This window comes from Roseibium album (assembly GCF_001404515.1).
GTDB lineage: Bacteria > Pseudomonadota > Alphaproteobacteria > Rhizobiales > Stappiaceae > Roseibium > Roseibium album.
Genome location: NZ_CXWE01000007.1, coordinates 277717 through 298073, shown reverse-complemented (window position 1 = coordinate 298073; position 20357 = coordinate 277717). Strand labels below are relative to the sequence as shown.

The following is a 20357-nucleotide window of genomic DNA, read 5'->3' as shown; positions in this document are numbered from 1 at the left end:
GAACAGTGTCGCGCCTGAAATGTGGCATCACAAGGTTAAACGCGCTTCATCCCCAAAAAGAAACGCAAATTCAATGCAGTGTGTTACCGTGATGCAACAGCGTTTTCAGCGATGGTCCGGAAAACACCATCGAGCTCTGCCGCGAGTTCGCGGAGCGCTTCGCCCCCCTCATCCATGTAAGGCGCGAAAACGAAGCCGGGCGTTTTCCATGACAGGGTTGCCGTGCCATCACTGTTCTCCGTCACGTAAAATCGTATCGGTGCTTCAATACCGGCGGCAACGGAAGCTTCGAGCATTCTGATCGCATAATCATTGCGATAGACACCCATCACCCTGTTGCCCGGGATCGTAAGACCGCGGCCCTTCGCGCCACCGGAAGCGCTAGCCTGGGTGACCAGAAGCATCTTTTCCGCCTTGATGGCCGACTTCAGATCGTCGACGAGCGTCTGATACGGCTTTTCCGTGGGCATCACCCGCCAGCCATCCCGGACAGGGACGCTGTCGGACAAAACCATTCCGGTCATACACAACAATAGAAAAACGCAACCAACCAGCACCCGCATGTCCTGTCTCCCGTGACCAGGCAGTGAAATGAGCCGCAAGTTACCGCAGACGAACTCACGCGGCCCTCACAATCGGGTGTTTGTCCGAGGTCTTCAGATCATCCCATGCCGAGCTTAAGTCTCAATCGGGTTCCCAGCAGACTGCCGAGAAACCCGAAAAGCAACCAAAGCCAGCCATGAAGGGATCCGGAGACAAGCCCGCCCAGATACGCACCGATGTTGCAGCCATAGGCAAGACGTGCGCCGTAGCCCATGAGCAGTCCACCTGCGATCGCAGTCCACAGGTCTCGGCGGCTGAGGCGCCAGACCGGAGCAAACCGGCCCGCCAGCGCTGCAGCGACCATGGCCCCGAGAATGACGCCGAAATCCATAACGGACGTCGTGTCCCTGAGGACCGAGTTTTCAAGTGCACTGCGTTGCCACGTCCAGTAGGGCCAGGTATCGACAGGAACGCCGATCGCATGGAAGAACTTGCCACCCCAAAGCGCAAAGGCCGACGTGATCCCCCAGGGCCGGCCGACCACGACAAATGTTGCGATGCCGACGACCGCCAGCATGACTGCACCCAGCATCGGTGACCACGGCCCTGTCAGGAACGATCCCGTCGCTCGTGATGTGGCAAGGTCGCCATGCGCACCTCGTTCGATCCGGATCGTGACGATGGCCAGCACACCAAGTACGCAGGCCGTTAGCAGAAAGGCTCCGTGAGGCCCCAATTCCCTTATCAGAGAGATGGCGGGCAACTTCGGCAGACGTCCCCAGAGGTGCAGATGCGCCGTTGCCAGAACAGACCCCAGGACAAAGGCTGCAAGCGTGATCATCATGCGGGTGGAGCCGCCACCTGCCGTAAAGAGCGTACCGGATCCGCAACCACCACCAAGCTGCATGCCCAGTCCGAACATGAAAGCTCCAATGGCGGCCGCCACACCGAATGGAAACACGAAACCACCGGTGGGCCAGCCAAGCTGACTGCCCCAGGCAATCAACGGAAAGGAGACCACGCTCGTCAGAAGAATGAGAACGAATTGCGCCCGGAGGCCCGCGCCACGTTTTTCGGTCACGATCCTGCGCCAGGCAGCCGTAAAACCGAAACTCGCGTGGTAAAGAGAGAGCCCCGCGACACCGCCGATCAACACTGCGACAGCCTGTCGCATGCCGGCTTCGTTATATGCACCGATTGCGATCACGGCCAAAAGACCGGTCGCAACCGCTATGACCGTGCCTTGAGACTTCGCAATGGTAACCGCCATTATTTCCGCTTCCTGTCCGGTCCGATACCGGTTTCGTCGACTGTGCCTGACTGCCGAAATTTTGACCTTTACCCTTGCATTAACCGCCATATGTTCACAATCCAAGGGTCGTTTGGCGCACTACACATTGCCAACACCTTTTTGTGTTTTGCAGTTCATGAGAATGCTGCGGATTTTTAGCGGTAAGTATTCATTCGGTTGACTGCCGCCATCCGCTTCAGAAAGTGCGATGTGCGACAGTCGCCAGCATGGGAAACAAAAAGGCCAGACATGCGTCTCAGCGATCAATTTGGGTATGATCTCACTCTTTCCGACCAAGACGCTTTGGCGGCCTGGAACGCGACTGTCCTGGCCTTTCTGGCGCACGGTAAAACAACGCCGGAACATCTTGAAAGATGCCTGAGCCTCAGTCCGGATTTCGCTCTTGGCCATGCGGCCCGCGGACTGTTCTGTCTTTTGCTAGGTCGCAAGGAACTCCTGGGAACATCGCAGGAATGCCTGGCGATTGCCAAGACCTCGGCACAACACACTCCGGTCACCGAGCGCGAGCAGGCCTTTATCGATGCGCTGGACACCTGGATGCAGGGCTTTCCCTCGCGGTCCGCGGACATCCTCGACGCGATGCTTGTGCGCGCTCCCGAAGACGCGTTCCTCATGAAAGTCATTCACGCCATCCGTTTTGTGCTCGGCGATGCCGTCGGGATGCGCCAGTCCATTGAACGCGTCTTTTCGGCATACGACGAAAAGCATCCGGCCTATGGCTACCTGCTTGGCTGCAGTGCGTTTTCCCTTGAGGAGACCGGCGATTACCGCCTGGCAGAGGCTTCGGGTCGCAAGGGATTGGAATTCGCTCGTGACGATGCCTGGGGCCTGCATGCGGTCGCGCACGTTCACGACATGACCGGCCGCTCCGAAGAAGGTGCCGGCTGGCTTGAAAACCATCCGGATGGCTGGGCTCACTGCAACAATTTCGGTTATCACGTCTGGTGGCATCTCGCGCTGATGTATCTGGACCAGGGCGAAGCCGACAAGGCGCTTGCACTCTATGATGCAGACATTCGCAAAGACAAGACAGACGACTACCGGGATATTTCCAATGCGGCTTCGCTGCTGGTTCGTCTTGAACTGGAAGGGGTCGATGTCGGCGCCCGCTGGGAAGAAATTGCCCAACTCTCCGACAAACGCGCCGAAGACGGCTGCAATGTGTTTGCCGACCTCCACTACCTGCTGGCGCTGCTGAACGGTGGACGCCGAATGGGCTCCGACAGGCTGCTGAACGGCCTGAAAGAACGCGCGCAGAGTGAAACGGATATCGGCCGGATTTCCGCCGAAGCCGGATTGCCGACGGGCCTCGGCCTGGAGCAATACCGCAAAGGCAACTACGCCTCAGCGTTTTCGCTGTTGACGTCTGCCCGTGACAATCTTCACACGATCGGCGGCTCACATGCACAGCGGGATGTTTTCGAACGCATCACCATTGACGCCGGCTTGCGGGCAGGCTTTTCGTCAGAAGCTGAAACGCTGATCAAGAGCCGTAGCAGCAAGCGCGGCGCACTTGACCGTTTTGCCGAACAGCGGCTTGAGATCTGCGGAAAGATGCGGCGCGCCGAGCAGGTGATGGAAGACGAGAACCTGAGAGCTGCGAACTCGGTCTAGACGCATCACCCGGGATCTGTTTGACCGAAATACTCTGGATTTGACGTGAACGTACATACTCAAACGAAACGTCCGCGCGACCCGCGACTCGACTTCTTTCGCGGCATCGGCATGTTCATCATATTCATCGCCCACGTGCCCTGGAACTGGTGGACGCTGTGGATCCCGGCACGTTTCGGTTTTTCAGACGCGACTGAAATTTTCGTATTCTGTTCCGGGATGGCCTCCGCCCTGGCATTTGGAAAAACATTCGATGTCTACGGATGGGGTATTGGCGCTGCCAGGATCGCGCAAAGGATGTGGCAGGTCTACTGGGCATTTATCGGACAGTTTCTGGTCGTTGCGGTCGGACTGGTGATGGTCCACGAAAGCGGGTTCCTGAACGACTGCTGCGGCCTGACGCAGGACTATGTCAATTCACTGAACCTCTGGCATCTTTACAACAAGACGGAGATTGCCCTGCCGGGTCTGATGACGATGACCTGGGTACCCAACTACTTCGACATCCTGCCAATGTATGTGGTGATCCTGGCGCTGATGCCGGCCATCATGCTGATTTCACGTTACTCGGTGCCCGGTGCATTCGCCTTTTCAATCGGTCTGTGGCTGGCCTCACAATTCGGTTTGCTCGACCTTCCGGCAGAACCCTGGTCGGACCGCAAGTGGTTCTTCAACCCCTTCGCATGGCAGATGCTCTTCTTCACCGGATTTGCATTCATGCGCGGCTGGATCCCGGCACCGCCTGTCAGCCGAAATCTCGTGCTGTTTGCCCTTGCAATCCTCGTGATCACGGTGCCTTTCGCATATTTCCGCGTCTACAGCGCGAACCACCTGGACCTCGTCTGGGCAAAGGAAGTTCGCGAGGCCATCAGACCGCTCTGGGTCAAGACCGAATTCGGCATTCTTCGCTACATGCATTTCCTTGCCCTTGCCTATGTCGCCTGGGTTGCCGCGGGTGAACATGGCAAACGCCTTCTTGGACACGGCGTGCTGTGGGGCGGGTTTGTACGTGTTGTCCAGAAGGTCGGTCAGCAGTCGCTTGCCGTCTTCATGGCGAGCCTCGTGATTGCACAGACCGTGGCCATCCTGCGGGACATGGCATGGGCCCGCGGTGAGTGGCTGGCGCAGGTGTTCACCAATTTCGGCGGCTTCCTTGCGCTGATTGCGGTCGCCTATGTGGTGTCCTGGTACAAGAGCCAGCCCTGGCGGAAACCGCCGTCAATCTCCAACCCTCCATCGAGCACGGTCCCGGGTTCTTCACCCGGGGAAGGTGGCAACCAAACCACCGAGCAGGCACGGTCGGAGGCAAAAGAGCCCGCCCTTACCTGAATAGAACCCACCTATCTTGAGAGCCGTTCTCCAGGCGTCCCCTCAGGATGGGCGGACAGGAAAGTGAACCAACGGAGACCGAACCGTCGGGCGTTCCGATGTTCTCAATAGATGCAGACACTCATGCCGCGTTTTATCGGCATGTTTCCTGTTCGCCGCTACTCAACGTTCTTCATACAGGGGGCCCATAATGCTCCGTAATTCTCCAACACTGGTCATCTCTGCCAGGGCCCTGTTGAAACTCTGAAGAATCCGCTCTCCCGCCTGATCATCGGAACAAATGAAACCGTCGGGCGTTTGTTCGAAGGCATCCCCGTTTCGTATCAGTTCAGCGGGCGCATGCTGATCTTCGAACTCAAGCGGAAAATCCGGGCTTATGGAAAAAATGAAATCGACCCGCTCCATACGCAGCATATTTGCCAAATTGCGGTTTGACGAAACATAGATGTCGACATCCAGACCCATCTGCTGCGCCAAACGTCTGGTTTCCTCGAAATCCAGAGCAGCGACCGCGTAGTCTCCCGCCACAATCTCTTCAATTGCCATTCGGGGATAATTCAGCGAGAAAAATTGATAACTGAAATAATTTACCAACACGCTCGAGGTGCCGACGTCTGTCACCCCACGAAATCCGATCGGGTAGACACAGGAATAATTGCCGCGTTCGAATTCCTTTATCGCCCTGTTCATGGGCAAATATTCGACAAGGACCTCAAGTTCAGACTTTTCCAGCACCCTTGTGAGCACACGGTCATACAAGCCTGAACTGTCCCGTTCCGCGACGTTTGGAATCTCCATTACAACAATTTGTTCCATTGCGCTCAATGGAGACGAAAGCAACACCAGAACAAATACAACCAAAGCGACAGATTTCATATAGCGCCCACCGAAACCTTCGTTTAATTGTCAAAACTAACAGGCTATAGATCGTCTTAATTCAAATAATATCACGGAATTTCTGAATTTTTCTTATATTCTATTTCTCAAAATGGAAAATTCAAATCTGTCTTCTATGAATTTTACAAATAACCTGCTGAGGCGTGCGACTTTCCTGCTCAAAGCATCGGCAACTCTCACCTAACAGCCAGTCGTGACCCTGTTCAGGTCAAGGAACTTCTTGGCGAACAAAAAAACACCGGCCCAAGGACCGGTGTTTCTGTCTATCGATGCTGCTCAATGTAATGACGCCATTTCCAGCTCTGCCTCAAAGGCATTGGCGACAGCGGCTTCGCGGCTGTCTGCCAGCAGGATCGGCGTGCCGTCTGCATTTTGCAGGGCATACAGCGTCACATTGTCATGCAAGGGCGGGACGTCGGGAAACATTTCCTTCAGATCGACTGCCTTGATCGGCTTGATATAGGCGATATCACCGGTACCGAGTTCGGTCAGTTCGTCCGCCGACATGAATTCGGACAAAATAGTCTGGTCAGCCCAGTCAGGGCCATTGGGATCGTGCATCAGTCTTTCTCCATTCTTGTAGCCAACGAGGGTCTATTCGCCGCTGGAGATTTCTATTTTTCTTATCACGCGCTCCGGTTCCGGACGTGCCAGATCGATGGACAGAAGCCCATCCTTCAGGTCTGCGCCGAGAATATCAATTCCTTCAGCCAGAACAAAGGCCCGCTGGAACTGCCGGGCTGCGATGCCGCGGTGCAGATATTCGCGAGACTTGTCGTCCACCTGCCTGCCTCGTATCACCAGTTGGCTCTCTTCCACCGAAACGTCGAGCTGTTCCCTGGTAAATCCGGCGACCGCAAGGGTGATCCGGATTACATCGCCCTGGCCTTCCACTTTCGGAAGTCTTTCGATGTTATAGGGCGGATAGCCGTCATTGGCGGCCTTGGAAACGCGATCGAGCACACGTTCGATATCGTCGAACCCGAGCATAAACGGGCTGGAAAACGCTGACATGCGTGACATCCTCAAAGTCCTTGTCGAAGCGACCTTGCACCCGGACCCTTAGAGAGGCATCCAGGCTGGAACCAAGAGGTTCCATTCACGATTAAATATGGAGCCTAGTTAATTTTGATTCAAGGAGCGCGCAATTTTCCGCCAATTACGAGGTTGTTTTGATGGAAAACTAGAACTCCGAACATAAAATCGGGTCAGTTTTCAACAGTTTTGCCAGTGCCGCCAAGGCCTGACGCACAGCCGGCTCATGCCTTTCGTCCTGGTGCATGACCAGCCAGCGCTCCGTCTGCAGACTGTCGATCGGGTCGGAAATCCGCTGCAAATCTGCAAAAGCCTCGCCGACAAACATCGGCAGCAGCATTCGTGCGGTTCCCTGGCGGACAAGCGACAAAGCATGGGCCGCCCTGTTCACGGTAACGACCACCTGGTCGCCATGGTTTTCCCTGATCCAGCTTCCCGTCGGAAAGTGCGCCTCGTCCTCGACGACGCCTATCCAGCCCGGATTTACGTCTTTGGCAATTGATTGAGACTGATAGACCGCATATCTGACGGTACCGATCTTCCGGCCTGCCAACCATTCCTGTTTCGGTCTCCGGCTCCTGATGCCGATATCGATCTGTCGGCGGGCGACATTCCGATTGCGGGGGTCAGCCAGAAACTCCGGCACCCAGGGGTCGTCGGGAGACCAGAATTCGGAGATATTGTCCAGAAGCAAGCGTGCGGTCCAGTCGCCCGCAGAAATGCGAACGCGGCGTTTGGTCCTGCCACTTTGCCGCCATTTGGAAATGGACCTTGCCACCTCGTCCATGTCCTCAAGCTGAAGCACCAGTTCCCGCCCTGCCGGTGTAAGCTGGTAGCCGCGCGCCTCGCGTTCCACAAGCCTTACATTCATGCTGTGCTCCAACGACGAAACCCGCCTGCCCAGTGTCGCTGAACTGAGACCGGTTTTTTCTGCTGCGCCTGCAAGCCCACCGGCTTTCGCCACCGCGAGAAACAGGCGCAGGTCCTCCCAATCCAGACTTTGTTTCATTTTTGAAACCTTAATTTCAATTGAAAAACATGCAGATAAACTCAACTCGTGAGAAGTTCCGTGTCAACTCATTCATGAAAATCAAATATGAGAGGATATTGCAAATGCCAATTCCCTATTCTCTTTTGAATGTTGGTGAACCGGACTGCGACGCCGGTCTCGCATGGAACGATCCGCGCCGGAAACTTTATCCGCACCATGCCGAGTTCTGGCCGGATGAGATCCCGGAGCATGTCTGCTTTGAAATGCAGGCGATCGAGCTCAGAAAGCAAAAACAGAAAGATTGGCTGCGCTTCTTCTTCCGATTCCGCTGGCTATCGACCGCAATTGCATTTTGTAGAGATCCACGGTGGCCGAAGCCGATATTCGAAAACCCCATGAACCTGCAAAAGCGGCCCGACGACACGAAACGGCGCTAGGCAGCTTGATGCCCGGGAACAAGCCAGGCAATGCTCTGTTCTTCAAGCGGCGCGCGTCGGCGCGCCGCCTGAGGTTCCATCCCGTTTGGCGTTATTTCAGCAGATGACTGCCGTGCGGGTTATCGATGACCATTTTCCAGGACCCATCCGGCTGTCTGCGCAAAACCGCGATGGACAGGCCCTCGCCCTTGATCGCGTTGCCATCGGGATCAGTGCCCGACATTTGCCACGGCGCAATGTGGATGGCGATGTCTCCCTCCACGATCACCTCATGTCCGGAGTAGGAAAACCTGGGTGAGATGGCTGCGAATCGTTCAAAGGCTGTCTTTGCCGTTTCACCGTCCGACACCGGATTTCCAGGCTCAAACATGATGGTCTGATTGGGCTCGTAAGTCCGCATGACTGTCTCAAGATCTCCGGCTTCGAAGGCGCTTGTCATCTTCTGAACAAGCGTCAGAACATCCTGCTGGTCCTGGTTCATTTTTTCAGATCCTTCTGCATAGGTCAGCGTCGAAAAGGTTGAGAAAACGGCCGTGCAAACGGCCGTCAGAACGCGCGTTCGTAGTTGCATGTTTCCATTCCTCATGTTCAGGCAATGCGGTGCCAGTCCCGCTTGATGCCAAGCTGGTTAAACGATCTAGTTGTCTGGCGGATCTGTTCGCTTAGAAGCCTAGAGGCTCGGCGACAGAATTCGGGTCAATTGTGTGCGGATGTCTTGTGGGCACTTGTGATACGGCACGGCGCGTTGAAGCTTGAAAGACCTGAGATCCTCAATCACGGCTTCGACCTGTTGCTTTGTCTCAATGTAACTGAGGGAAGACCCGATCGAATTGGGATGATTGCCTCGTACCACCCGTCCGGCCTTCATGGCAGCTGGAAGACGTCTGCGGCAGCTGCACTTCGCCTCGGCACTCACAAGTCCGCAGTGACGGGACGTGAAAGCAATAACTTCCGACCGGGCACGGGACAACCGTTTGCGATAGGCAGATGGCGCGAGTTCCAGTATTTCCGTCGCTTCCCCGTGGTCCAACTCGAATACATCGCCCAACACATAGGCGAGGCGAAGGTCCATCGTAAGACAAAGCAGCATCGCCATGGTGCAGGACACCCTCAACTCGTTCAGCAGGAGCGCCTGGTCAGGCGCTTCGGGTGGATCAGCGACGAGACCCGTTTCAAGGTCGGCGGCAAACATCCCGAACGTGAGTCCCATATCGCGGTCACGCAGCTTTTTGGCCGAAAGAATATGGCGAACGGCGACCTGGTAAGCCCAGGTCGAAAACGCGCTTTCACCTCTAAATGTCGACAGCTTGGTCAGGATCTGGACCAGAATTTCCTGTGTGGCTTCGCTTGCATCCTCAGGGTTCACCAGCACACGCCGGGCGAGGTTGTAGATCCGGTCCTGTATGCCGACAAGCACCTTTTCAAGGGCTTGCCGGTCACCTTCCTGAGCGGCTGTTACCATCTCCAGGGATACATTGCCTGTTGTCATCTCATGTTCCTGTCATCTGACACTTCATAGTGTTAGAGGGGCCGGAGCAGAATGTGTGACATATTTTTTTAATCGCTCCGAAGCTTGCGCGATCGGATTTGACACGCCACTGTTGCGCATCCCGTCTTCCCGTGCTGTTCAGACACGAGTTTCAAATGACCCGCGACGAATTTGACGTCTTTTGCAGTGAATTGCCTGCCACCTCCCATGTGATCCAGTGGGGTAACGCTTCTGTCTGGAAAGTCGGCGGCAAGATATTCGCGATCTGCTCCCGCTGGGGCGACGGCGACCATCAGCGGATCGGCTTCAAGTGTTCCGATATCTCCTATGCGCTCCTGATACAGCAGGAAGGAATGATCCCGGCACCCTATCTTGCGCGCGCGAAGTGGGTGCAAATGGAACGGGCAGGTGCACTCCCGGATCAGGATCTGAAGGCCTATATTGTGGCCGCTCACAAGATTATTGCGGGCAAGCTCACGAAAAAAGCCCGGAAAGAACTCGGCCTTGCAGATTGACTTCTCCGGAAAATGGCGCTCGCTGTCATTCCTGATGATTGCCGAGGTCGCCGGCATGAGCCTGTGGTTCATGTCAGCTGCGATCCTGCCGGATCTCACGCGGGAATTTGCAATCTCCGAAACACGGCAGGCAGCGCTTTCAAGTGCTGTCCAGATCGGGTTTGTCGTCGGCGCACTCGCGTCGGCGCTCCTGGGTCTTGCCGACCGGATCGACCCGCGGCGACTGTTTGCCTTTTGCGCAATCACGGCAGCGCTTTTCAATGCGAGTCTTCTGGTTGTTGAACCCGGCGGCTTGGTGTCGATCTTTGCACGGTTCGCGACAGGTGCCCTGCTCGCCGGTGTCTATCCGGTCGGCATGAAAATCGCCGTCGGCTGGGGCCAGAAGGACCGGGGTTTTCTCGTCGGCACGCTTGTCGGCGCCCTCACCCTTGGCTCCGCCGCGCCGCACCTGCTGGCACTGCTGGGTGGTGCAGACTGGCGCTGGAGTCTGATCGTTGCCTCCATTGCGTCTGCTGCCGGTGGGGCCCTCTGCCTCTTTGCAACGCTCGGTCCCTTTCATGCCAAGGCACCGCGCATGAAAATCCAAGCGATCTTTACCGCCTGGACCGACCGGAAAATCCGCTACGCCTATGCAGGATATCTCGGTCACATGTGGGAGCTCTATGCCATGTGGGCCTGGATCGGCGTTGCGCTGACGCTGTCGTTCTCCGCACACATGCCCGAGAGCGATGCTGTTTCCCTGTCCCGCCTGATCGCCTTTCTGACGATTGCTGCCGGGGGCGTTGCCAGCGTCATCGCCGGCATCGTTGCCGACCGGGTCGGGAAGGCAAACATCGCGATCCTCGCCATGATTGTCAGCGGATCCGCCGCCATCGCATCAGCCATCACATTCGGCGGCCCCGTCTGGCTGACGATCCTGTGCGTTTTGATCTGGGGCGCGGCGATCCTCCCGGACTCAGCCCAGTTCTCCGCGCTCGTCGCCGATTATGCTCCGCCCGAACAGGCCGGCAGCCTGATGAGTTTCCAAACTGCGCTCGGCTTCGCGCTCACATTCTTCACCGTTCAACTGACGCCATTGGGGGCAGAGCTGATCGGTTGGCCGGGTGTCTTTGCGTTGATGGCGATTGGTCCGGCACTCGGGATCGCGGGGATGGTGAGACTGAAGCGGATCAGTTGAAGTGAACAAAACGAACCACAAAGCGGCAGCAGTGCTTTATGTTGCTTTAGTCGCCGCATACTTTATTTTCATCAATCAAGAAATTGAATCCAGATACACTGCTAAATTGGGTTTTGGTTTAATATTGATACCCCTTTACTATTTTTTTGTTTACTTCAATAATAAAAGAAAACGAGGCGATCGCTCTTATATGCTGGAAATTGTTGTTTGCGCGGCTGGCTGGCTTGTTTATTTTTTGCTTTCGAACCAATTTCCAGAACAGAAATTTCTAACGTTCGCCTACGGTTTTCAAATCTTCTTTTCCATTTATTTGGGACTGGTCTTTTTTGCCAAGTTTATGCTCAAGATTGCAGGCGAAGAAGATCGACTCTAGGTCGCTCATATCATGAGTTTCGGCCATCGGGTGGTATTGCCCGATGTGCTACCACCGCTAGCAGTTCTGGGAAGCTGGTTGCTGAACCAATTCAGCAGACTTTCCGAGCAGCCGGCCATCTCTTCGTTTCATACCGTCGCTCCCCGGTTCCGGATCTCACTCGCGTTCGTCCGGGGTGACGGTTGCAAGTTGAAATCTTGAGCTTTCAGAAAACCGGGATCTTTCCTTTTCCTTGTCATCCCTGCCTGCGCAGGGATGACAAAAGAGACAGCCGCCGGCCCTATGAAATCTCCGAATGTACCTCTTCATCGTTGTCCCGGCCAAGCGCAGTGCGTGCCGGGATCTATTCAATCAAAATTGCCAACCAGGCAAGCAGGTCCCGGAATTTCGTTGCGCTGCGTCCGGCACGGAAAGAGATGCGTCCATACTCCTCGTCTACTCCATCACCAGCTCAAACTCCGAAAACCCGAAATCCTTGCCGTTAATCCTGAGGCCGATGGCCTGGGTGCCGCCGTAGTAGACCCGTGTCGTGATCGGCCTGATGGCGTGGTCGCGGGAGAGGGACAGCATCTCGCCGGGTTCAAGTTTCACTTTCGTCCACTTGAAGACCTTTGGCGCCAGCGTCCCGTTCGCTTTCTTGAAATGGACAAGATAGTCGATCACGAGATCCTGAGCCTTCTTGCCTGTCGAGCTTAGTTCGACATCAAATGAAACCGCATCGCCATAGATCACCCGGGGCGTTTTGACGTTCGGTCCACCCACTGTGATCTCAGGCGGCTTGAGCCCGAAGGCTGTCAGCGTTCCCGGATGCCCCTGCTTGACCAGGGATCGACAGGCGTGACGCACAAGCTTCTCGCGGTTCCTGTCCGCATCCTTCAGCCAGCGCCTTGCGATATCCGCGACAAGATCAGGATGATCCTTGGCGATGTCATTGAGGTGATTGGCGACCGAGCGGCGGACATATTCCTCGGGATCATCCTTCAGCGCCTCCAGAAGCGGCAGGGTCGGAGACGGATCCTTGACCAGCTTCTTCAGCCGCATGCCCCAGGGCAGACGCGGCCGCGTGCCTTCGGACACAAGACGGCGGACATGGACGCTGTCGTCCTTCACCCAGGGCGTCATGATTGACAAGGCCTTGTCCTGGTCCTGGTCGAGGAACGGGCGCACCTCGAATTCAGCGGTCGCGCGCTTGGTCATTTCCTTCAAAAGCGCAAACGACTTCTTGAAGTCCCCAAGACCATGATCGGTAACCACCATCCCGAGCGGCATCATGCCCCAGCCGCGGATGCCCTTGTCATCGCTCGCCCGATCCACATCCTCATTTTCAAGCGGATGGAGAATGGAGCGCAAAATGTGGAACTTCGCATCGAGGGTTTCCGGCAGAATTTTGCCGGTTTCATCGGCGATCAGCCGGGCCCTCTGCTTCAGCTCAAGCTGATCAAGCGCGGAGAGAATTGCAGCTTCATATGCTGCGCGGTCAAAAGTCTCAAGATGGCGTTCGATATGCATTCCGAGGCACTGCACGAGGTCCGGCGAGATCTTGTTTTTGAAAGGTTCCATCAGTCATTCCCTGTGCCTGCTTCAACGTTGCCCCTGTGTGCCAGTTGTGGTGTGCCGGTCCTAGCCTGTTCCTGCCATCCTCCTGACAAGCACTGTCAGGAGGATGGCAAAGAAAAAGCCACTCCGGTCGCCCGGAGTGGCTCTTTGGGAAGGGCCGCCCCCACATTTGCTGCCCTTCCCTTTTCAGCATGGTTGTCAGTCGATCCGACGACCCGTGCTTGAATCGAAGAAATGAACGTCCTTTGCATCGGCGTGCAGATGCATTTTTTCACCCGGCTCATGGCGAGCGTGGCTTGACACCCTGACGACAATTTCCGGCCCGCCGTCCGGGAAGCTTGCATAGACGAAGCTTTCCGCGCCGACCGGCTCGAGCACGTCGACACTGACTTCCAGGTTGACGCCGTCACCGGACGAAGGACCATCGACCACTTGCAGATGCTCAGGACGAATGCCGACAATATAGCTGTCTTTGCCCTTCGCGTTGGAACCTGACAATCCGGCTCCATTTTCAAGAGACAGTCCGTCCCCATCTGCCTTGACATTCAGAAGGTTCATCGCCGGTGAACCGATGAAGCTCGCGACAAAGGTGGATGCCGGCTTGTCGTAGACTTCAATCGGCGCACCGATCTGCTCGATATTGCCACCGTTGAGAACCACGAGCCGATCCGCAAGCGTCATGGCTTCCAGCTGGTCGTGGGTGACATAGACACTCGTGGTGCCGAGCGACTGCTGCAGACGCTTGATTTCGACACGCATCTGGACGCGAAGCTTGGCATCCAGGTTGGAAAGCGGTTCGTCGAACAGAAATGCGGCCGGTTCGCGCACGATCGCGCGGCCCATGGCGACGCGCTGCCGCTGACCTCCGGACAGCGCCCTCGGCTTTCGGTCGAGATAATCACCGATCTCCAGGATGCGGGCCGCTTCCTTCACACGGCGGTCGATCTCCTCTTTCGCCATGCCCCGGTTCTTCAAGCCGTAGGCCAGGTTGTTGTAGACACTCATGTGGGGATAGAGCGCGTAGTTCTGGAACACCATCGCGATATCGCGGTCGGCCGGGTCGACCTTGTTCACGAGCCGGTCACCGATCTTGATTTCACCGGTGGTGATGTCTTCCAGTCCCGCGATCATGCGCAGCAGAGTGGACTTGCCGCAGCCGGACGGGCCGACCAGCACAATGAATTCACTGTCGGCAATATCGATGGAGACGCCTTTGACCGCCTCCACATCGCCGGCATACACCTTCCGGACGGTGTCGAGAGTAATCGTTGCCATTTATAACCTCACTTATCGCTCTCGACGAGCCCTTTGACGAACCAGCTTTGGAAGATCACCACGATGAGTACAGGTGGCAACATGGCCAGAATCGCCAGCGCCATTGCCTCGTTGAAAGCCGGGATCTGCGCACCCACCCAGACCTGAAGGATCTGCTTGATGCCGCGAACCAGTGTGAACAGGCTTTCGTCCGTGGTGATCAGGGTGGGCCAGAGATACTGGTTCCAACCAAAGACGAACATGATGATGAAGATGGCCGCGATCATTGTCTTGGACAGCGGCACCAGAATGTCCTTGAAGAACTTCCACGGTCCTGCGCCATCGATACGGGCCGCTTCCAGGAGTTCATCGGGAACGGACATGAAAAACTGCCGGAAGAAGAACGTACCGGTCGCTGACGCGATCAATGGCACGATCAGGCCGGAATAGGTGTTCACCATGCCAAGCGACTGAACGATCTCGTAGGACGGCAGAATGCGAACCTCAAGCGGCAGCAGAAGTGTGGCGAAGATGATCCAGAAGCAGACCGAGGCAAACGGAAAACGGAAATAGACGATCGCATAGGCGGCGAGCATCGAAATGACAATCTTGCCGATGGCAAAGCCGAAGCCGAGGATCATCGAGTTTTTCAGCATCACGAAACCGTTGACTTCCTGGGTGAAGCCTCCGGCCTGGAACAGCACGGTTTCGTAGTTTTCAAGAAACTTGTCGCCCGGGAGAAACTGAACGCCGCCCTTGTAGATCGCGATCGCGTCGTGCGTGCTTGTCATGAAGGTCAGCACCACCGGTGCAACCATGAAGAACACACCTGTCAGAAGGATCAGATGGTCCGTAATCTTGAGTTTGTACATATCCGCCCCCTACGTGTAGTGCACGCGCCGCTCGATGAGGCGGAACTGAATGATTGTGAGGATGAACACCAGCGCCATCAGGATGACGGACTGTGCGGAAGACCCGCCAAGGTCATTGCCCCGGAAACCATCCAGATAGACCTTGTAGACCAGTGTGACCGGGTTGTTGCCCGGCTCGTTCTTCACGATGACGTCGACGATGCCGAACGTGTCGAAGAAGGCGTATGTGATGTTGATGATCAGCAGGAAGAAGCCGGTCGGCGCAAGCAGAGGAAAGGTCACTGTCCAGAACCGGCGGAAACCGGAACGGCAGTCGATGCTCGCTGCTTCCTGAACCGACTTGGAAATGCCCTGCAGGCCTGACAGGAAAAAGATGAAGTTGACCGGAATCTGCTTCCAGACCGCGGTCACGATCATCGCGAAACTGGTGTCGAAATAATTCACGCCGATCTGCATTTTCCAGCCGAACATGGCGAAGAGATCGACCATCGGGCCCACATGCTGGTCAAACAGCAGAACCCCGATCAGGCCGGCAACCGGAGGCGCAACCGCATAGACCCACATCAGCAGCGTCTTGTATGTCGACGCGCCGCGCAGGACCTTGTCCGCCTTGACCGCCAGCAGCAAGGCAAAGCCGAGTGACAGGAAGGTCACGAAAAAAGTGAAGACAGCCGTGAAACGCGCCACCCGGCCATAGTCGGTCGAGGTCAGCATGTCGGTGAAATTGTCCAGTCCGACAAAGGTCGAACCGAAGCCGAACGGGTCCTCCAGATAGAAGGATGACTGTATGGCTTCCGCAGCCGGCCAGAGGAAGAAGATCGTCACGATGGCGAGCTGCGGCAGCAACAGCATGTACGGCACCATTCGGGACTGAAACTGAACTTTTTTCATTGCGTCACCGGAAAAGGAGGAAGCGGACCATCAGTAAAACAGCTGGCCCGCGTCCTCACAAGGAAAAGGGGGCGCAGGGCGCGCCCCCAATAAGGGGTATTTCAGACTGGCCTAGTTGCCTGTTGTCTTTGAAAACCGCTCCAGAAGCTTGTTGCCGTCCGCTTCGATGGTTGCAAAAGCATCTTCAACCGTGGTTTCGCCAGACATGAGCTTACCATATTCGCGGTTCATGACGTCGCGGATCTGGACGTAGAAGCCCATGCGGTAGCCCTTGGTCCATTCGCCGCCCGGCAAGGTCAGCTGCTTGATGCCGATTTCGGCAGCCGGGGTGCTTTCGTAGTAACCGTCCTTCTTGGCCATGTCGTAAGCGGCGTTGGTGATCGGCACATAGCCGGTTTCCTTGTGCCACATGTACTGGACTTCCGGAGATGTCAGGTACTCGAAGAACGACGCGACGCATTTGTTTTCGTCGTCCGACTTGCCGGCCATGGAGAACAGCGCCGCACCACCGATGAAGGTTCCGGTACCCGCGCCGTCAACTGCATCCCAGTAAGGCAGATAGGTTGCGGAGAACGGGAAGTCGACGGTCTTGGAGATGCCACCGAAGGACCCGGAAGAGCCGAGCCACATTGCGACCTTGCCTTCGTTGAACGGTGTCTGATTGTCGCCCCAGCCGGTGCCGTAATAACCGAACAGGCCGTCATCCAGCCAGCCCTTGACGGCGGAGAAGTGGTTCTTGATCGGCTCACCGAATACCAGCGTGGTGTCCTTGGAACCATCGTAACCGTTGTTGTTGGTCGCGAATTGCAGGTTGTGACGGGACTTGAAGTTTTCGGTGAAGATCCATGGCAGGTGAGACTGCGCAAGCGGTACGTAACCGGCTTCCTTCAGCTTCGGAGCGATTTCCTGAAACTCTTCCCAGGTCTTCGGAGCTTCAACACCGGCCTTTTTCAGGGCGTCGACATTGTAGTAGAGGATCGGGGTGGAAGAGTTGAACGGCATGCCGATCATCTTGCCGTCGCTGTCGGCATAGAAGTAGCGAACACCGTCGATGTAGTCTTCGATATCAAAACCAACACCGGCGTTTTCCAGGATGTCCTGAGCCGGGATAACGGCGCCCTTTGCACCGATGATGGTTGCTGCACCGGCGTCAAAAACCTGCAGGATGTTCGGCTGTTCACCGGCGCGGAATGCCGCGATGCCTGCCGTCAGTGTCTCTTCGTAGGTACCTTTGAAGACCGGTGTGATCTTGCAAGCGTCCTGGGCAGCGTTGTAGCCGTTTGCGATGTCGACGACGACTTCGCCCAGACGTCCGCCCATTGCGTGCCACCAGGCAATGTCGGTTGCGGCATAAGAAGCGGTGGAAGTGCCCAGAAGGGCGGCCGCAGCGACGAAGCTGGCGACAGTCTTACGATAAGCCATGTTCATTTGCTCCCATCTCGAAGGGCTATGTGCCCCGGTCAGCAGTTGGTTTTCCTGGTGCCGAAATGGCTTGGCCGGCACCTGAAACGATAACGCCTGCGTTTCGTATTGTTTTCATATGAACGTTGTATGACGCTCATATGAACATTTAAACACGCCTAAGTCGCGTCCGCAAACAGGAATAATGTTATTTTGCAGATACTCACCAGATCGCTGGCCGCGAGAACAGTTTTCGTCGGCATTCCGGAGTAAAGTACCCCTGCGGCACTCTCAGCTTCGCGCGTTCCGGGCGGTTGTATGCCCCCTTTTTCACACCGCAACCCGGAGAAAGATTAGTCGGCTCATGTCTGGCTTCGACGTCACCGATATGGAATTGTGGCGGCACACGACGAACTCCGTGATTTTACCCGAGTTAGCGCGTTTTTCCGAGTCGTGACTTCATCGTGGCGGCGTTCGGGCCGCGATGTCCGTCTTTGACCCGGCCTTCATTGCACCTTTGCAGCGGGGCGCTATATTCGAGCTCCGATCATGTTTGAGACAGAGCAGCTCCCCTGAATCCATGTCCACGTCCTTCTCCTCCGTCTTTCCGTTGAAAAGAGCCCGTGCCCATGAGGTGTGCGGTGAAAGCTGCCTGGTCTTTGCCGCGATAATGGCCGGGCAGGCGACTGGCCCGGTGGTCTGGGTGTCGGAACGCTGGCGTCCGGTGGTCAATCCTGAAGGCCTTGCGCCCTTTTGCGATCCGGGCCGGCTTCTTGTCACCCGGGCCGACAGTCAGCTGAATGTTCTGGCCAGTGCCGAAACAGCGCTCCGCTCCGGCGCTGTCGGCCTCGTCGTCGCCGAAATCGCCGGCCCCATCGGCCTGACGGAAGGCAGGCGGCTGCAGCTTGCCGCCGAAACCGGTGGCACCACGGCGCTGTTGCTGATCCCGGAAGGTGGCGGCAGCAACGCAGCGGAGACCAGATGGCACTGCACAGGCTTCCCAATTCCTGCCGTCCCTTCCCAGCATGGCCTTCCTCAGCATGACCCTCGTGAAAATGACCACGACTCGACTCGCTGGCGGTGGTCCCTTATAAAGAACAAAATAGGAACATTGTCGGAATGGGTGGTCCGTTGGGATGCAGCGGCGCGTCGTGTCATTGTGGTTTCCGAGGCTGGCAGCTGAGCGTTCGCTCCGCGCCAATCCTGTTGACGCGCCCTTTGCCCTGACCCTTTTCGACCGTAATTCGGAACGCGTCTACGACCTGTGCCCGCGCGCGGAAGGTGCCGGTCTGAACCGGGGCATGACGCTGGTCCATGCCAGGAGCTTCTGCCCCGGTCTTCTGACCCGGCCCGCCGATCCCAAGGCAGACCAACGGTTCCTGCACCTGCTTGCCCGGTGGGCGACCCGCTATTGCCCCTGGGTCGGGCTCGACGGGCCCAACGGGCTCTTTCTCGACATCACCGGCTCTGCGCATCTCATGGGTGGCGAGGAACCGCTCCTGGACGATATCCGCGCCCGCCTTGCCCGGGCCGGGCTCACCGCCCGGCTGGGTCTTGCCTCTACGCCGGGGACCGCCTGGGCGCTTGCCCGTTTTGCCGAGGGCATTGCCCAGCCTGGCGAGAACCTTACCCGCATCGGCCCCCTGCCGCTGACTGCACTGCGCCTTGCCGACCAGACCTGCACCAGTCTGGAACGGCTGGGCATCGCCACCATCTCCGATCTCTACAACCTGCCGCGGGCAACCGTTGCAAGGCGCTACGATCCGGAAGTGCTGCGCCGTCTCGATCAGGCGCTCGGCGCCATTGCGGAACAGATTTCCCCCCTGAAGGAAGGTCTCAGCTTCGCCGTACGCATGACCTTGCCCGAGCCGGTCGGCCTCCTCGACGACGTGATGGCCGGGGCAGAACGGCTGATCGGTCATCTGTGCGAGCGATTGGACACGGCCCAGAAGGGCGCGCGCAGCCTGAAACTGACCTTCCGCCGGGTGGATCAGGAGAACCAGTCGGTCGAATTGCGCCTGGCCCGGCCGATGCGTGACGGCGACCGGATCCTTACTCTTTTCGAGCGCGGGGTGAGCGCGATCGATGCCGGTTACGGCATCGACATGATCCGCCTGGAAGCCACCCAGGTGGAAGAGCTCGGCCCACGCCAGCTGACCCCGTCGCAGACGCTGGAAAAGGACAGTCTCGCGGACCTCATCACCCAGCTCGGAAACCGGATCGGGCTGGAAAACATCCTGCGTTTTTCTCCAGTCGACAGCCATATTCCCGAACGCAGCTTCAAGCTGGTACCGGCCGCCTACAGCATGCCGGTCCGCACCTGGCCCTACCGGCGCCCGCGTCCGTTGCGCCTGTTTCCACCCGAGCCGATCACCGGTTCCGGCGCCACTCCGCCCGGACGCTTCCGCTGGCGCGGCCGGGCGCTGACGACACTTCAGGCAGAAGGCCCGGAACGCATCACCCCCGCCTGGTGGGAGGGTGACGACGACTGGACAAGGGGCCTGCGCGACTACTGGCGCGTTGCCACCGGCCAGGGCCAGCGTCTGTGGCTGTTCCACACGCCGCAGAACCCGGGCTGGTACGTACAGGGGGAGTTCGGCTGATGTCCGCTGATGTTTCTCCGCACAAACACCGCCGCCCCGGCTTGATCGGGGGTCCAATCCGCGGGTC

Annotated in this window: 21 protein-coding genes; 8 read left to right on the top strand and 13 right to left on the bottom strand. The window is 57.1% G+C overall.

Annotation, left to right across the window (positions count from 1 at the left end; all coding sequences use genetic code 11):
• Window positions 1-83: 83 nt before the first annotated feature.
• Together LA5095_RS23875 and LA5095_RS23870 are read right to left on the bottom strand one after the other, a co-directional pair.
• Window positions 84-563, bottom strand: coding sequence for a DUF302 domain-containing protein (locus LA5095_RS23875; protein WP_055119537.1), 480 nt, complete (start codon window positions 561-563; stop codon window positions 84-86).
• A gap of 98 nt (window positions 564-661) precedes the next feature.
• Entirely contained in the window at window positions 662-1813 is a 1152-nt protein-coding gene (locus LA5095_RS23870; protein WP_055119821.1) for a YeeE/YedE family protein, read from the bottom strand.
• Window positions 1814-2083: 270 nt separating this feature from the next.
• Here LA5095_RS23870 and LA5095_RS23865 point away from each other — a divergent pair, with 270 nt between their 5' ends.
• Both LA5095_RS23865 and LA5095_RS23860 read left to right on the top strand, forming a co-directional pair.
• Window positions 2084-3469, top strand: coding sequence for a tetratricopeptide repeat protein (locus tag LA5095_RS23865; RefSeq protein ID WP_055119819.1), 1386 nt, complete (start codon window positions 2084-2086; stop codon window positions 3467-3469).
• Window positions 3470-3514: 45 nt separating this feature from the next.
• Window positions 3515-4798 (top strand): OpgC family protein, encoded by a 1284-nt coding sequence (locus LA5095_RS23860; protein WP_268873258.1) that lies wholly within the window; start codon window positions 3515-3517, stop codon window positions 4796-4798.
• 162 nt (window positions 4799-4960) lie between these two features.
• On the opposite strand, the gene LA5095_RS23855 is transcribed toward LA5095_RS23860, so the two are convergent.
• The 4 genes from LA5095_RS23855 to LA5095_RS23840 all read right to left on the bottom strand — a co-directional run bounded on the left by LA5095_RS23855 (window position 4961) and on the right by LA5095_RS23840 (window position 7739).
• Window positions 4961-5596 carry a hypothetical protein gene (locus LA5095_RS23855; protein ID WP_144436126.1) on the bottom strand — a complete coding sequence of 212 codons (636 nt, stop codon included), beginning with the start codon at window positions 5594-5596 and terminating at the stop codon, window positions 4961-4963.
• Between the two features lie 375 nt (window positions 5597-5971).
• Window positions 5972-6256 carry a BQ00720 family protein gene (locus LA5095_RS23850; RefSeq protein ID WP_051645067.1) on the bottom strand — a complete coding sequence of 95 codons (285 nt, stop codon included), beginning with the start codon at window positions 6254-6256 and terminating at the stop codon, window positions 5972-5974.
• A gap of 33 nt (window positions 6257-6289) precedes the next feature.
• Window positions 6290-6718, bottom strand: a complete 429-nt coding sequence (locus tag LA5095_RS23845) for an Hsp20 family protein (protein WP_029064358.1) — start codon at window positions 6716-6718, stop codon at window positions 6290-6292.
• 160 nt (window positions 6719-6878) lie between these two features.
• The gene (locus tag LA5095_RS23840) at window positions 6879-7739 is read right to left on the bottom strand and encodes a LysR family transcriptional regulator (RefSeq protein WP_055119535.1); all 861 of its coding nucleotides are present in this window, start codon (window positions 7737-7739) and stop codon (window positions 6879-6881) included.
• A gap of 104 nt (window positions 7740-7843) precedes the next feature.
• Here LA5095_RS23840 and LA5095_RS23835 point away from each other — a divergent pair, with 104 nt between their 5' ends.
• The gene (locus tag LA5095_RS23835) at window positions 7844-8158 is read left to right on the top strand and encodes a hypothetical protein (RefSeq protein WP_144436125.1); all 315 of its coding nucleotides are present in this window, start codon (window positions 7844-7846) and stop codon (window positions 8156-8158) included.
• A 91-nt stretch (window positions 8159-8249) separates the two neighbouring features.
• Here LA5095_RS23835 and LA5095_RS23830 read toward each other — a convergent pair whose 3' ends face one another.
• Both LA5095_RS23830 and LA5095_RS23825 read right to left on the bottom strand, forming a co-directional pair.
• Window positions 8250-8729, bottom strand: coding sequence for a YybH family protein (locus tag LA5095_RS23830; RefSeq protein WP_055119531.1), 480 nt, complete (start codon window positions 8727-8729; stop codon window positions 8250-8252).
• A gap of 99 nt (window positions 8730-8828) precedes the next feature.
• Window positions 8829-9647 carry an RNA polymerase sigma factor gene (locus LA5095_RS23825; RefSeq protein ID WP_055119530.1) on the bottom strand — a complete coding sequence of 273 codons (819 nt, stop codon included), beginning with the start codon at window positions 9645-9647 and terminating at the stop codon, window positions 8829-8831.
• Window positions 9648-9802: 155 nt separating this feature from the next.
• Between LA5095_RS23825 and LA5095_RS23820 the strand changes: the two genes are divergently transcribed.
• Genes LA5095_RS23820 through LA5095_RS32490 form a run of 3 tightly spaced genes read left to right on the top strand, consistent with a single transcriptional unit; the run spans window position 9803 to window position 11712 of the window.
• Complete coding sequence (locus LA5095_RS23820) at window positions 9803-10162, top strand: MmcQ/YjbR family DNA-binding protein (RefSeq protein WP_055119814.1); 360 nt, start codon at window positions 9803-9805, stop codon at window positions 10160-10162.
• A complete protein-coding gene (locus tag LA5095_RS23815; protein ID WP_208992839.1) occupies window positions 10152-11339 on the top strand; it encodes an MFS transporter in 1188 nt (395 codons plus the stop codon). The genes LA5095_RS23820 and LA5095_RS23815 overlap by 11 nt, the downstream gene beginning before the upstream one ends.
• A 1-nt stretch (window position 11340) precedes the next feature.
• Window positions 11341-11712 carry a SoxR reducing system RseC family protein gene (locus LA5095_RS32490; protein ID WP_144436124.1) on the top strand — a complete coding sequence of 124 codons (372 nt, stop codon included), beginning with the start codon at window positions 11341-11343 and terminating at the stop codon, window positions 11710-11712.
• Window positions 11713-12147: 435 nt separating this feature from the next.
• On the opposite strand, the gene LA5095_RS23805 is transcribed toward LA5095_RS32490, so the two are convergent.
• From LA5095_RS23805 to LA5095_RS23785, 5 genes are all read right to left on the bottom strand, one after another.
• A complete protein-coding gene (locus tag LA5095_RS23805) occupies window positions 12148-13272 on the bottom strand; it encodes a DNA alkylation repair protein (protein WP_055119523.1) in 1125 nt (374 codons plus the stop codon).
• A 195-nt stretch (window positions 13273-13467) separates the two neighbouring features.
• Complete coding sequence (locus LA5095_RS23800) at window positions 13468-14544, bottom strand: sn-glycerol-3-phosphate import ATP-binding protein UgpC (RefSeq protein ID WP_055119521.1); 1077 nt, start codon at window positions 14542-14544, stop codon at window positions 13468-13470.
• A gap of 8 nt (window positions 14545-14552) precedes the next feature.
• Entirely contained in the window at window positions 14553-15395 is an 843-nt protein-coding gene (ugpE, locus tag LA5095_RS23795) for a sn-glycerol-3-phosphate ABC transporter permease UgpE (RefSeq protein ID WP_055119520.1), read from the bottom strand.
• Between the two features lie 9 nt (window positions 15396-15404).
• A complete protein-coding gene (locus LA5095_RS23790; RefSeq protein WP_029064349.1) occupies window positions 15405-16286 on the bottom strand; it encodes an ABC transporter permease subunit in 882 nt (293 codons plus the stop codon).
• A 111-nt stretch (window positions 16287-16397) separates the two neighbouring features.
• Entirely contained in the window at window positions 16398-17708 is a 1311-nt protein-coding gene (locus LA5095_RS23785; RefSeq protein WP_055119812.1) for an extracellular solute-binding protein, read from the bottom strand.
• A gap of 559 nt (window positions 17709-18267) precedes the next feature.
• On the opposite strand from LA5095_RS23785, the gene LA5095_RS23780 reads away from it, so the two are divergent.
• Together LA5095_RS23780 and LA5095_RS23775 are read left to right on the top strand one after the other, a co-directional pair.
• Complete coding sequence (locus tag LA5095_RS23780; protein WP_055119518.1) at window positions 18268-18870, top strand: ImuA family protein; 603 nt, start codon at window positions 18268-18270, stop codon at window positions 18868-18870.
• Complete coding sequence (locus LA5095_RS23775; protein WP_055119516.1) at window positions 18824-20290, top strand: Y-family DNA polymerase; 1467 nt, start codon at window positions 18824-18826, stop codon at window positions 20288-20290. Before LA5095_RS23780 ends, LA5095_RS23775 begins: the two co-directional genes overlap by 47 nt.
• The last annotated feature ends 67 nt before the right edge of the window (window positions 20291-20357 follow it).